We start from the raw sequence: 12794 nt of genomic DNA, 5'->3' as shown, positions 1-12794 counted from the left end.
TCAGGCTCCGGCGAGGGCGGCGATGCGCCGGGTCATTGGATTGTCCGGCTCCGCCAGCCCGGCGATGACGGTGAAGTGATTGGCGCCGGGGATCTCCTCATAGCGTGTCGTCACGCCTTCAAGGCCCCAGACATCGACGAGCCGGCGGCTCTGCTTGTGGTACTCGTCGCTCTCTGCGCCGCCGACCACGGCATCCATCGTCAGCCGCGACGGTGCCGACCAGAACAGCGGGCTTTCGAGCTCGGCCGCCTCCATGCTGAGGCCGAGCGCCTTGTTGATGCTCGTCTCGGTCAGGGGCTTGAGGTTGTAGAGGCCGGAGATGCCATAGGCGGCCGGCACCAGATGCTCGGGCAGATCGGCGTCGACATTCTTCCAGTCGGTGGCCAGCGTGCAGGCGCTGAGATGCCCGCCGGCGGAATGCCCGGTCGCGACGACGGGCAGGCCGAAGCGCCGCCATAAGGCAGCAGCTGCCTGCTGCAGCTCCCAGACGATATGGCCGAGATCGACCTGCGGGCAGAGGTCGTAGCCGACAACCGCGACGGGCAGGCCGAGCCCGTTCAACCCCCGTGCCATATGCGAGAAATGGCTGCGATCCAGTCTCTGCCAGTAGCCGCCATGGATGAACATGACGAGCGCGTTGCCTTGGATCGTTTCGGGTTTGAACAGATCGTAGAACTGCCGCTCGCCCTCGCCATAGGAGACGCCGAGTTCGCACAGCGCCGTGGCGCGGTAGGCCGCGGCATCGGCCTGCCAGCCGGCGACGATGCCGGGATGCTCCGGCACGCGGGCGCGGTTGTCGTATTCGGTCTCGTAATCCGGCGACATCGGTATCCTGCTCGGGAGAAGGCTCGGCTGACTTCGGAACTACGGTGGCAGCCGCGCGCGGTTTCCGCCAGCGCTTTTGACAGGTCGTACTGTCGGCGCCAAAACCGGCTATCCGCAGCAAGCGGAATCTGGAGGCCGCCATGGAAAACCCTGTCCTCGCCGAAGTCACGCGCGGCAATGTCGTCGAATCGCGGCATCGCGGTTCCGCGATCGTGGTCGATGCCGATGGGGCGGTGGTCTTCGCCACCGGCGATCTCGATCGGCCGGTGTTTCCGCGTTCGGCCGTGAAGGCGATCCAGGGGCTGCCGCTCCTGGAGAGTGGCGCTGCCGATCGTTACGGGCTGACGGAGGCCGAGATCGCGCTCGCGGTGTCCTCGCATTCCGGCGAGCCGCTTCACGCCCAGACCTCGCTCGCCATGCTGAAGAAGGCTGGGCGCGATGCCGGCTGTCTCGAATGCGGCGCGCACTGGCCGATGAACGAGGCCGTGGCGCGCGAGCTGGCTAAATCGGGCGCCGAACCCAGTGCGCTGAACAACAACTGCTCCGGCAAGCATGCCGGCTTCGTCTGCCTCGCCTGCGGTCTGGATGAGGACCCGGCCGGCTATGTGAAGGCGATCCACCCCGTGCAGCAGGCGGTGCGGGACGCGCTGGAGACGGTGACCGGCGCGCCCCATACCTCCGAGCGCATGGGCATCGACGGCTGCTCGATTCCCTCCTACGCCGTGCCGCTCAAGGCGCTGGCGCTCGGCTTCGCGCGGCTGGGCACCGGCCATGGCTTCGGCCCCGAGCGGGCGAAAGCGGCCGCGCGCATCCGCGCCGCCGCAGCCGCCCATCCCTTCATGGTGGCCGGCACAGGCCGCTACGACACGCGGCTGATGGAGCTGCTGGGCGCGCGCGCCTTCACCAAGACCGGGGCCGAGGGTGTCTATTGCGCCGCCCTCCCGGAGCTGGGCTACGGCATCGCGCTGAAATGCGATGACGGCGCCGGTCGCGCCGCGGAGGTTGCGCTCGGCGCGCTGATCGCCCGCTTCCTGCCAATGGACGAGCCGACGCAGGCGGCTTTTGCGCCGCTGCGCGAGACCGTGCTGAAGAACTGGAACGGCATCGAGGTCGGTCGCATCCGCGCGCCGGCCGCCTGAGGCCGTCTCAGCGCACCGCGTTGTTCGCGATTGTGATCCCCGCGGCCTTCGGGTCGGGGGCCTTGGCGAGGTCGCCAGTGACGGGCTTGCCGTATTCGGTGCCGACGATGGCGCCGTCGCGGGCTTCGTCGATGACGTTGTTGGCGATCAGCGCGTTGCGTTCCTTCGGCACCAGCGAGACGGAGATGCCGATCCCGGCTTTGCGGACCACGTTGCCGGTGGCGGATAGGTTGCGCATGCCCCAGGACCAGCCGAGCGAGATGCCGATCTCGCTGGCGTTCTCGATGGCGTTGCCGGTCACGGCTGCTTCCGCCTCGACATGGACGCCGATGCCGCCGACCGGCGCCTTGCCGTTAGGGGCGATGGCCCGCCGGGCATTGCGGATAATGTTGTTGGCGAAGACGGCGAGCCGCCCGCCATGGTCGAGATTGGTGATGTTGGCGCCCTGGGCGCAATCCTCGACCAGGTTGTTGGCCATGATCGTGCCCTCGAAGGCGAATTCGGCATAGAGCCCGACCTCGCCGCAGCGCCGCCCCTGATTGCCGAGAATCTGCACGCCGGAGCCCGAATTGTTGCGGATGAAGGTCATGGCGCAATCACGCAGCTGGTTGCCTTCGATGATGACGCCGCCGGCGCGATAGAGACTGATGCCGTTGCCGTTCTGGCCGTCGCCGCCGGCATCGGCGCGGACGCGGCTCACCCGGTTGCCGCGGACGATCGAGCGATCGTCGCCGGGCTGGCTGCGCCAGATCTGGATGCCGTTACTGCCGCAGTCCTCGACCTCGTTCTGCTCGATCGCCAGACCGGCCTAGTCGAGCGAGAACAGGGCGGAATCGCGCATGCCGCGGAACTTGCTGGTCGCGATGCGCCCGCCGCAGCGGTTGAGCACAAGGCCGACCGAGCCGGCCTTGGCGAATTCGCAATCCGAGATCGCGATCTCGCCGACGGTGTCGCAGGCCACGAGCCCTGCCTTCTGGGGCGAGGGGATATCGAGGCCGTCGAAGGTCAGTCCGGAAAGGCTCGCGCGGCCGATATTGGAAGCGACGAGCAGCGGGCCGCCGCTCGCGGTGACGAGGCGCGTCTTGCCGGAAACCCCGATGAGCTGCGCGCCGTCCGGCAGCTGGACGGCACTGAGGCGGTAACGGCCGGGCGGCAGGACAAGCGGCGCGCCGCGCTTCGATGCCTCGTTCAGGGCAGCTTGCAGCCGCTGCGACTGATCCTCGACCGCGCCGGGCCGCATCCCGAAATGGCTGGCGTCCAGGCCGAGATGGCCGAGCGGGCCTCTGTTCGCCGGGGTGGGCTGTGCCCAAGCCGGCAAGGTGGGTCAGGCCGCGCCGACGAGGCCGGCCGCCAGCAATCCGCGCCGTGAGAGGGCCATGAAACCTCCTGTTCGGTCGAGCCACGATCAAGCGCCGTGCCAGCGCTGACGTGCCGATTTGGAACGGGCTTGTGAAGAGAGGCGGCCGATTTCGGCTAGAGCCCAAGCGCCTGCGCGATCTCCTCGGCGGCAAGCGTCGGGGCCAGCTTGCCGGATGAGACGGCGGCCTCCAGCTCCGGGGTGCGCGCCTTCAATGCGGGATCGTGCCGAAGCCTGGCCTGCAAGCGGTCCTGCACCATCGCCCACATCCATTTGACGTCCTGGCGCCGGCGCTTCTCGTCGATCAAGCCTTTCGCCTCGAAGCGGGCATGGTGCTCCTCGACCTTGGCCCAGAGCGCGTCGAGCCCATCGCCGGTCAGCCCCGAGATGGTCACGACCGGCGTGCTCCAGAGCGGCGACGCGGGCGCGAGGATGTGCAGTGCCGCCTTGTATTGCGCGGCCGCTGCGCGGGCGGCGGTCGCGCCGGTGCCATCGGCCTTGTTGACCGCGATCATGTCGGCAAGCTCGATGATGCCCTTCTTGATGCCCTGCAACTCGTCGCCGGCATTGGGCAGCATCAGGACGAGAAAGAAATCGGTGAGATCGGCGACCGCCGTTTCCGACTGGCCGACACCGACCGTCTCGACCAGGATGATGTCGAAGCCAGCCGCCTCGCAGAGCAGCATCGTCTCACGCGTCTTGGCGGCGACGCCGCCCAGCGTGCCGGAGGAGGGCGAGGGGCGGATATAGGCGTTGGGGTCGACGGCGAGCTGCGCCATCCGCGTCTTGTCGCCGAGGATCGAGCCGCCCGTGCGCGTGGAAGAGGGATCGACCGCGAGCACCGCGACCTTGTGGCCCTTGCTGGTGAGATAGCCGCCGAGAGCATCGATCGTCGTCGATTTGCCGACGCCGGGCACGCCGGTGATGCCGACGCGGATCGCGCGCCCCGTATGCGGCAGCAGCCGCTGGATCAGCGCCTGCGCCTTCTCGCGATGATCGGCGCGGCGCGACTCGACCAGCGTGATCGCGCGGGCCAGCGCGGCGCGCTCGCCGGCGAGGATCGCATCGCCGAGCGATTCGGCTGGGGAAGTGCGGTCGGCCATGGCGCCAGTTAGCAAGCAGGCGCCGCGGGCGACAAGGCATCCCGCGCATCACTTGCATCATCACTGTGTCATGCAGGCATCTTGAAGATTTGGGCCTGTGGTGAGACGACTTGGCGAATGAAGGGCGTGGTGATGCGGCTTCGTGGTGTTCTGTTGGCGTTGGTGCTGCCGCTGCTCGTGGCCGCCTGTGCAACGCCGCGCGTGCTGGAACTGACCCAGGCGCCGGCCGCCGATATCGCCGGCAAGGTCGAAATCTACGTTGCGACGACGCGTGAGCCTTCGGCGCAGCCCGTCTACTTCAGCGGCGAGCGCGGCCCCAAGCTGTCCTTCGCCCGGCTCGACATCACCGTTCCGCGCGACCACAAGGCCGGCAATCTGGAACTGCCGAGCTCGGGGCCCGGCGACCCGGCCAAGCACTTCACCGCTACCTATGTCCAGCGGCTCGATCTCGCGCCCATCGTCTCCGACGTGCGCAGGGAACTGCAGCGGCGTCCGGCATCGCAGCGCGACGTGCTGGTCTTCGTCCACGGCTACAACACGAATTTCGCGGATGCCGCCTATCGCTTCGCCCAGATCGTCTATGATTCCGGCTTCAAGGGCGTGCCAGTGCTGTTCTCATGGCCGTCGCGCGGCGAGCTCCTCGCCTATCCCTACGATCGCGAGAGCGCCTTTTACTCGCGCGATTTCCTCGAAGGGAATTTGCGGGCGATCGCGCGCGATCTCGGCACCTCGCGCATGGATATCCTCGCCCATTCGATGGGGACGCTGCTGACGCTGGAAACGTTGCGCCAGGCCGCGATCCGTGGCGACGGCGCTTTCGGCGGCAAACTGCGCGACGTGATGCTCGCGGCGCCCGACGTCGATCTCGACGTCTTCAAGACGCAGATGAATCAGATCAGGCGACCAGTTACCGTCTTCGTTTCGGCCGACGACAGGGCGCTCGACTTCTCCCGTCGCTTCGCCGGTGACAAGAGGCGCCTCGGCGCCGTTTCGGCGAAGGATGCGGAGATCGTGGCCGAGCTGGAGAAGCTCGGCGTGCGTATTGTCGATATCTCCGAGGTGACGTCGGCCGACAGCCTGAACCACGCCAAGTTCGCCTCCTCGCCCAAGGTCGTGCAGCTCATCGGTGAGCGGTTGCGGCAGGACAAGGGGATCGGCTTCGCCGGGCCGCAATTCGGCGATCGGATCGGCGATGTTGCAGGCGGCGTCGTCGGCACGGTGGGCTCGACGGTCGGGTTGGTCGTGACCGCGCCGTTGACGATCCTGTCCGGCGGACGCTGATGTCACATCGCTGCAACGACCGCGAACCTCCGCGCGCTGAGCGCGGGCTCGCCGCATTCTGGCCGCGTTAGCCTGCCCTTAAGGGCGCGGCCGGCCAGTTCGGCCCTCACGATTGATCGGATACCTGTCACCATGCCTGTCACGAGGCGCGCCTTTTCATGCCGTTCGCTGGCGCTCGCCACATTGCTGCCGCTCGGGCTCGCCGCCTGCGCGCAGAGCGAGGCGAGCGTTTCGCCCTTCAGCGAGCCCGAGAGGGCCGACACCTCGTCGCTCGGCAAGGATCCGCGGCTACTGGTGATGACGACGCGCAGATCGACCGGCAATGCCCCACCGTATTTCGGCACCGATCGCGGAGCACTGACCTTTGCCGAGGTGCGCCTGTCCCCGCCCGGGCGCGGCATCACGGGGCGGGTCTCGTCCGCCGTGAGCGGCGATTGGGCTGTGCTCGGTGTCGGCCGCGAGGTGACCAACGAGGCGGCCCGTGCGCTCTCCGAAGCCGTCAACGGCCGCGACGTGCTGCTCTTTGTCCACGGCTTCAACGAGACGTTCGAATCGGCGGCGCGCAGCGCCGGCCAGCTTTCGCATTCGCTCGAATTTCAGGGCCGTACGGTGCTCTTCACCTGGCCGTCGGGCGGCAAGCTCTTCGACTATGCCTATGATCGGGAGAGCGCGCTCTGGTCGCGCGATGGCTTCGCCCAGACCCTGCAGGCGCTCGTCGCCAACCCCACGGTCGGGCGCATCCACATCGTCGCCCACTCGATGGGAACCTTCCTGACGCTAGAAGGGCTGCGCGAGTTGCGCGATTCCCAGGATGTCTATGCGCGGATCGGCTCCGTGGTGCTGGCCTCGCCCGATGTCGACATCGACGCCTTCGAGCAGACGGTGAAGCGGCTCGGCCCGCTGGCGCAGCGCATGACCGTGATCATCGATCCGGGTGACCGTGCGCTGGCGGTCTCCGCGCGCATCGCCGGCGGCGTCGCTCGCGCCGGTGCTGCCGATCGCTCGCGGCTCGATGCATTGGGCGTGCGCGTCGCCGACACCTCCGGCCGGGGCTGGAGCATGCTGCGCCATGACCTGTTCCTGTCGAACAGCGAGGTCACGCAGGTCGTACGCCGGGCGATGGAACGCGGCGTCTGATCAGATCGGCGGCAGGCCGGAGCGCTTCTTGATCGTCGCCAGAGCGAAGTTGGATTCGACCGACTGGATGCATTTCAGCCGCGTCGCCTTCTGCTTCAGGAAGCGCTCATAGCCTTCGATGCCGTCGGTGACGACGCGCAGCAGGTAGTCCTGCGAGCCGGTCATGAGGTAGCATTCGGCAACTTCGCTCCAGCCTTCGACCGCCTTCTCGAATTCGGCGATCTGCTCCTGGTTCTGCTGCGTCAGCCGCACCGAGACGAAGACGCTGAACGGCAGCCCGTAGGCCTTGGGGTCGACGATCGCGGCATAGCCCTGGATGACGCCGGTCTCTTCGAGTCGTTTGAGGCGGCGCAGGCAGGGTGTCGGCGAGAGCCCGACCCGCTGCGAGAGGTCCTGGTTGGTGATCCGGCCATCCTCGCGCAGCACGGCGAGGATTCGGCGATCGATCGTGTCGAGCATGATATGCTCCATATGAAGACAAGATGAGCAGGAAGATGCGCATCAGGGTGTAGGACGAGCTTCATCGACCAAGCAATGGCGCTGCGAGAAGAATATTCTGGGTTCTGGAAAACGACCGCCGCAGGCACATAGGGAGAAGGCCATGAGCGACGACAGCTATCACAAGGACCGGATCGCCAACCGCAAGCTTCATCCGGAGACGCTGATGATGGGGTTCGGCTATTCGCCGGCCATGTCGGAAGGCTCGCTCAAGCCGCCGGTCTTCCTGACCTCGACCTTCGTCTTCGAGAATGCACAGCAGGGCAAGGATTTCTTCGACTTCACCTCGGGCCGGCGCCGGCCGAAGCCCGGCGAGAAGCCAGGGCTGGTCTATTCGCGCTTCAACCATCCCAACATGGAGATCCTCGAGGATCGCCTGGCGATCTGGGACGAGGCCGAGAAATGCGCCGTCTTCGCCTCGGGCATGGCGGCGATCGCTACGACCTGCTTCGCCTTCCTGAGGCCGGGCGACACGATCCTGCATTCGCGCCCGCTCTATGGCGGCACTGAGACGCTCTTGAAGAACCAGATGGGCGCTTTTGGCGTCACGCCATTCGGCTTCACCGACGGGCTCGACATCGAGCAGATGCGGGACGTCGCGCGGGCCGCCGCAGCCAAGGGCCGCGTCGCGATGATCCTGGTCGAGACGCCGGCCAACCCGACCAACGGCCTCGTCGATCTCGCCGCCTGCAAGATGATCGCGGACGAGCTCGAGAAGTCGCAGGGGCATCGCCCGCCGGTCGTCGTCGACAACACCATGCTCGGCCCGAAATACCAGAAGCCGCTGAAGGAGGGTGCCGATCTCTCGCTGCTCTCGCTGACCAAATATGTCGGCGGCCACAGCGATCTCGTGGGCGGCTCGATCAGCGGCTCGGATGCGCTGGTGCGGCAGGTCAAGAGCTGGCGCGGCTCGCTCGGCACGCAGGCCGATCCGAACTCCTGCTGGATGCTGATGCGTTCGCTGGAGACGCTCGACATCCGCATGAGCCGCGCCAATGAGAACGCCAAGCTGGTGGCCGACTATCTGGAGAGCCACCCCAAGGTGGCCAAGGTCCACTATCTCGGCAATCTCAAGGACGGCGACCCGCGCAAGGCTGTCTTCGACCGACAATGCACGGCGGCGGGCTCGACCTTCGCCTTCGACGTCAAGGGCGGTGAGAAGGAAGCCTTCGCCCTGCTCGACAACCTGCAGATCATGAAGCTCGCGGTCAGCCTCGGCGGCACCGAGACGCTGGTCTCGCACCCGGCCGCCATGACCCATTCCGGCGTCGCCAAGGAATTGCGCGAGGAGATCGGCCTGACCGACGCGCTGATCCGCATCTCGGTCGGCATCGAGAACATCGAGGACCTGATCTCGGATCTGGCGCAGGCCTTCGAAGCCGTGTGATCTCGCCGGTCGCCCGCGCTCGCTTCAGCCGAGACCGAGGAAAAGCGCGAGCGAACGGTTGACTGCGATCATCATGTCCGGATCGACGCGGCCAACAATCTGGCCGATCCGGTCCCTGCGCACGGTCATCGCCTTGTCGACCATGATCTGGGAGGCAAGGCGCAGCCCGTTCGCGGCATTGGGTTGAATGGTCAGCCTGATCAGCGGCGCGTCGACGAGGTCGCTGGAGAGCAGCAGAACCGTGACCGTCGCCGTCAGATCGAACGGGTCTGCCTGGACGATCAGGGCAGGGCGGGGTTTGCCGAAATCGCCGGCGAGCGCGACGGTGACAAGATCGCCGCGCTTCATTCAGGAGCGCGGTCTAGGTCTTCCAGAGCCGCGTCGAGAAAACCGTCCAGATCATGGTCGGCGCTGTCGGCCGCTGCGGCCATTCGCGCTTGCCGTCGGCATTCCTCGTTGAAGCCGGGCTGTCGCGTATCGGGGATCCAGATCTGGATAGGCCGCAAGCCGGCTGCCCGCAATGCTTCACGGCGCTTCTGGACGCGTCTGGCTGTCGATGCCGCCATGTCGATCCCTCGCTTCGATCGTTACATGTAACGCTTTCGGCGTTGCTGTTCAAGGCGTCAGGCGGAGGCCGCTCACACCCCGATCCGCCCCCAGCCCGGCAGCTTCAGCGCGGGGCTGCGCAGATCGAAGCCGGCGACGAGGCCCAGGAGATTGATCTCGACCCCCTCGACCCAGCCGACGGTCACGCCGGCCAGCCCGTAAAGCGAGGCCTGGACGCCGGTCCGGCTGGGGGTGAGACCGGCGAACAGGCCATCGGCGCGCCAGTCCTTGCCGATCGCCGTCGGCGGCAGGGCCTCTCTCAGCTCCGGAACCTCCGACAGGACGTGCTGGACGAAGCTGTTCGAGTTCGGCCCGGGCCAGGCGAGATAGCTGCCGGGGCTGGAATAGCTGTAGCTTGCCACGGCCGAACGGATGCGCGGGATCAGGCGCTCGGCCGCCTCGCCGCGGATCTCGGCCACCGGTTCCGGCACATTGCCGAACCAGCGCCCGTCCGCGTCGCGATGATTGACCCGCACAGGGGCGCCCCAGCCGACCACGTCGAAGCGCGTATAGGTGCTGGCGCCGCGTTCCTTCACCACGACCCAGGAATGATGCGCGAAGATGCCGCGCCAGCGGCCGACCCGGGCTGCGAAGACGTGGATCGTCGCCTCGGGCTCCGTCGCGGCGGCAGGCAGAAGCTTCGCACTCGTCCAGTCGGCGCGGCGCCAGTCGGGGGCGTGCGTCTGCCAGACCCACCAGCCGGCATGGGATGCCAGCGGCAACAGGAAGGCGAGAGTGAAGAACAGCAGGAAACGGCGGAAAAGATGCATATGGCACGATATGTGGCGCTCGCACGCGCCGGCAAGGAGCGAGCCGATCACGCTCCTGTCAGCCCGGCCGATCGACAAGCTTCCGGGCAGGGCGCCTGGCCGAGTCCGCGCCATGCAGCATGGGCCGATTATTTCGGCAGGTCTTGCCTGTGTGCGGGCGTTCCGTCGCGCCCGATGTCGGTTGATGCCGGGGGGAAAGCTGGTAGCGTGCGCGGCGCCAAACGATGGAGGGGCGGATTGGGTAGGACGACGAAGCGACTGACCGCGGCGATCGCGGCCTGTGCGATGGGACTGGGATTTCTCGCCGCGCCGGCGGCCGCGCAGGACAAGCAGCTGCGCATCTTCAACTGGTCGGACTATGTCGATCCGGAGGTGCTCGACGCCTTCAAGAAGGAAACCGGCATCACGGTCGTCTACGACACCTTCGACCAGATGGAGACGGTCGAGACCAAGCTTCTTGCCGGCAAGACTGGCTATGACCTGATCGTCGTCACGGCCTCCTTCCTGCCGCGCCACATCCCGCTCGGCCTCTACCAGCCGGTCGACAAGGACAGGGCGCCGAACCTGAGGAATCTCTGGCCGGAAATCCAGACGCGTCTCTCCAAATACGATCCCGGCAACAAATACGCCGTGAACTACATGTGGGGCACGACCGGGGTCGGCTACAACGTCGCCAAGATCAAGGAACGCCTCGGCCCCGACGCAGGGATCGACAGCTGGAAGATCGTCTTCGAGCCGGAGCAGCTCAAGAAGCTCTCCAACTGCGGCGTCCATGTGCTCGATGCGGTCGAGGAGATGTTCCCGGCGGCGCTGCGCTATCTCGGTCTCGATCCCGACTCCAAGAACGAGGCCGATCTCAACAAGGCCGGGGAACTCCTGCGCAAGATCCGCCCTCACATCCAGAAATTCCACTCCTCGGAATACATCAACGCCCTGGCGAACGGCGATATCTGCCTGGCCGTCGGCTATTCCGGCGACATCCTCCAGGCGAAGAAGCGCGCCGAGGAGGCCAAGAACGGCGTCCAGATCGCATATTCCATCCCGAAGGAAGGCGCGCTGATGTGGTTCGATTCCTTCGTGATCCCGAAGGGCGCCGGCAATGTCGACGCGGCGCTGAAGTTCATCGACTTCGTCAACCGGCCCGCGATGGCGGCGAAGAACTCCGACTTCATCCAATATGCCAACGGCAACATCGCCTCGAAGCCGCTGCTCTCGGCGGCGGTGCGCGACAACCCCGGCATCTACCCGTCCGACGCGGTGATGGCGCGGCTCTATACGATCACGCCCTATGACCAGAAGGCCCAGCGGCTGGTGAACCGGCTCTGGACCCGCGTGAAGACCGGCAAGTGACCGGCTCTCGGCAGGGGCGGCGGGCATGAAGAAGACCTCGCCCGGCAGCGTGCGCCGGGCTTTCCAACCCTGGAACGACCCGGCGGCGAAGCCGCTGGTCACGTTCCGGGGCGTGACCAAGCGTTTCGGCGACGTGACTGCCGTGGGCGATCTTTCGCTCGCGCTCTATCCCCGCGAGTTCTTCGCGCTGCTCGGGCCTTCCGGCTGCGGCAAGACCACGCTGATGCGCATGCTCGCCGGCTTCGAGAGGCCGGACGAAGGCACGATCCTGCTGGACGGGCAGGACATCACCGGCATTCCGCCGCATCTGCGGCCAATCAACATGATGTTCCAATCCTACGCGCTGTTCCCGCATCTGACCGTGGCCGGCAACATCGCCTATGGGCTGAAGCGCGAAGGGCTGGCGCGTGCCGAGATCGACCGGCGCGTCGACGAGATGCTGGCGCTGGTCAAGCTCTCCGGGCTCGGCGGGCGCAAGCCGCATCAGCTCTCCGGCGGCCAGCGCCAGCGCGTCGCGCTCGCCCGCTCACTGGCCAAGCGGCCGAAGCTGCTGCTGCTCGACGAGCCGATGGCGGCGCTCGACAAGAAGCTGCGCGAGCAGACCCAGTTCGAGCTGATGGACCTGCAGAGCGAGCTCGGCCTCACCTTCATGGTCGTCACCCACGATCAGGACGAAGCCATGACGATGGCCGACCGCATGGCGGTGATGGATCACGGCAAGCTCGTCCAGATCGGCCCACCGGACGTGATCTACGAGGCGCCCGCCAATCGCCACGTCGCCGAGTTCGTTGGCGACATCAACATCTTCGAGGGCCAGGTCGAGGGGGTTCAAGGCGAGCTCGTCCGGGCGCAGGTGCCACTCGTCGGCGCCGTCGAGCTCGACGAGGAGGCCCCGGTGCTGAAGCCGGGCGAGGCCTTGCTGGTCGGCATCAGGCCCGAAAAGATAGAGATCGGCCATGACGAGCCGGGCCAAGTGGTCAACAAGATCGCCGGCGAGATCTGGGATATCGGCTATCTCGGCGACTTCACCATGATCCAGGTGATGATCGGGGGAGAGGGCGGCCAACTGGTCAAGGTCGCGCTCGCCAACCGCACGCGCCGGATGGCGCGGCCTTTCGCCTGGGACGACAAGGTCTGGCTCTCCTGGGATGTCGAGGCCGGCGTGGTATTGCCGCCATGAGGCGTGTTGGGAACCTGACCGTCATTTCGGGGCTTCGCGAAGCGAAGAGCCCGGAACCCAGAACCGATGCCATTCCGGCGGTGTGCTCGGCGGCGAGGGCGCCTTCTCATGGAAAGTGCATCGGTTCTGGGTTCCGGGCTCAGGTCTGCGACCTGCCCCGG

12 protein-coding genes and 1 pseudogene are annotated in these 12794 nt (G+C 66.7%); 6 read left to right on the top strand and 7 right to left on the bottom strand.

What is annotated here, in order from left to right:
* Window positions 1-825 carry an alpha/beta hydrolase gene (locus AC1DVA_RS15215; protein ID WP_265052463.1) on the bottom strand — a complete coding sequence of 275 codons (825 nt, stop codon included), beginning with the start codon at window positions 823-825 and terminating at the stop codon, window positions 1-3.
* Between the two features lie 140 nt (window positions 826-965).
* Between AC1DVA_RS15215 and AC1DVA_RS15210 the strand changes: the two genes are divergently transcribed.
* The gene (locus AC1DVA_RS15210) at window positions 966-1964 is read left to right on the top strand and encodes an asparaginase (protein ID WP_476806400.1); all 999 of its coding nucleotides are present in this window, start codon (window positions 966-968) and stop codon (window positions 1962-1964) included.
* 7 nt (window positions 1965-1971) lie between these two features.
* Here AC1DVA_RS15210 and AC1DVA_RS15205 read toward each other — a convergent pair.
* Both AC1DVA_RS15205 and meaB read right to left on the bottom strand, forming a co-directional pair.
* A pseudogene (locus AC1DVA_RS15205) lies at window positions 1972-3282 on the bottom strand (TIGR03808 family TAT-translocated repetitive protein).
* Window positions 3283-3437: 155 nt separating this feature from the next.
* A complete protein-coding gene (gene meaB / locus AC1DVA_RS15200; protein WP_476806399.1) occupies window positions 3438-4424 on the bottom strand; it encodes a methylmalonyl Co-A mutase-associated GTPase MeaB in 987 nt (328 codons plus the stop codon).
* A 117-nt stretch (window positions 4425-4541) separates the two neighbouring features.
* Between meaB and AC1DVA_RS15195 the strand changes: the two genes are divergently transcribed.
* Window positions 4542-5705, top strand: a complete 1164-nt coding sequence (locus AC1DVA_RS15195) for an alpha/beta hydrolase (protein WP_476806398.1) — start codon at window positions 4542-4544, stop codon at window positions 5703-5705.
* Window positions 5706-5837: 132 nt separating this feature from the next.
* A complete protein-coding gene (locus AC1DVA_RS15190) occupies window positions 5838-6842 on the top strand; it encodes an alpha/beta hydrolase (protein WP_265052468.1) in 1005 nt (334 codons plus the stop codon).
* On the opposite strand, the gene AC1DVA_RS15185 is transcribed toward AC1DVA_RS15190, so the two are convergent.
* The gene (locus AC1DVA_RS15185; RefSeq protein ID WP_442864920.1) at window positions 6843-7313 is read right to left on the bottom strand and encodes an Lrp/AsnC family transcriptional regulator; all 471 of its coding nucleotides are present in this window, start codon (window positions 7311-7313) and stop codon (window positions 6843-6845) included.
* Window positions 7314-7443: 130 nt separating this feature from the next.
* Here AC1DVA_RS15185 and AC1DVA_RS15180 point away from each other — a divergent pair, with 130 nt between their 5' ends.
* Window positions 7444-8727, top strand: coding sequence for a cystathionine gamma-synthase family protein (locus AC1DVA_RS15180; protein WP_265052470.1), 1284 nt, complete (start codon window positions 7444-7446; stop codon window positions 8725-8727).
* 24 nt (window positions 8728-8751) lie between these two features.
* Here the strand turns inward: AC1DVA_RS15180 and AC1DVA_RS15175 are convergent, their stop codons facing one another.
* The 3 genes from AC1DVA_RS15175 to AC1DVA_RS15165 all read right to left on the bottom strand — a co-directional run bounded on the left by AC1DVA_RS15175 (window position 8752) and on the right by AC1DVA_RS15165 (window position 10103).
* Window positions 8752-9075, bottom strand: coding sequence for a type II toxin-antitoxin system PemK/MazF family toxin (locus AC1DVA_RS15175; protein ID WP_476806397.1), 324 nt, complete (start codon window positions 9073-9075; stop codon window positions 8752-8754).
* On the bottom strand, window positions 9072-9293 hold the full coding sequence (locus AC1DVA_RS15170) for an antitoxin MazE-like protein (protein WP_476806396.1): 222 nt from the start codon (window positions 9291-9293) through the stop codon (window positions 9072-9074). The genes AC1DVA_RS15175 and AC1DVA_RS15170 overlap by 4 nt, the downstream gene beginning before the upstream one ends.
* Before the next feature lie 72 nt (window positions 9294-9365).
* Window positions 9366-10103, bottom strand: a complete 738-nt coding sequence (locus tag AC1DVA_RS15165) for a DUF3750 domain-containing protein (protein WP_265055043.1) — start codon at window positions 10101-10103, stop codon at window positions 9366-9368.
* 285 nt (window positions 10104-10388) lie between these two features.
* Here AC1DVA_RS15165 and AC1DVA_RS15160 point away from each other — a divergent pair, with 285 nt between their 5' ends.
* Window positions 10389-11453 carry a polyamine ABC transporter substrate-binding protein gene (locus AC1DVA_RS15160; RefSeq protein WP_476806412.1) on the top strand — a complete coding sequence of 355 codons (1065 nt, stop codon included), beginning with the start codon at window positions 10389-10391 and terminating at the stop codon, window positions 11451-11453.
* A gap of 25 nt (window positions 11454-11478) precedes the next feature.
* Complete coding sequence (locus tag AC1DVA_RS15155; RefSeq protein ID WP_476806395.1) at window positions 11479-12633, top strand: ABC transporter ATP-binding protein; 1155 nt, start codon at window positions 11479-11481, stop codon at window positions 12631-12633.
* Window positions 12634-12794 lie beyond the last annotated feature (161 nt).

Source organism: Allobosea sp. P4_C6, assembly GCF_056402015.1.
Note: the sequence above shows the minus strand (reverse complement) of the source record. Positions and strands in the feature narration are given on the sequence as shown.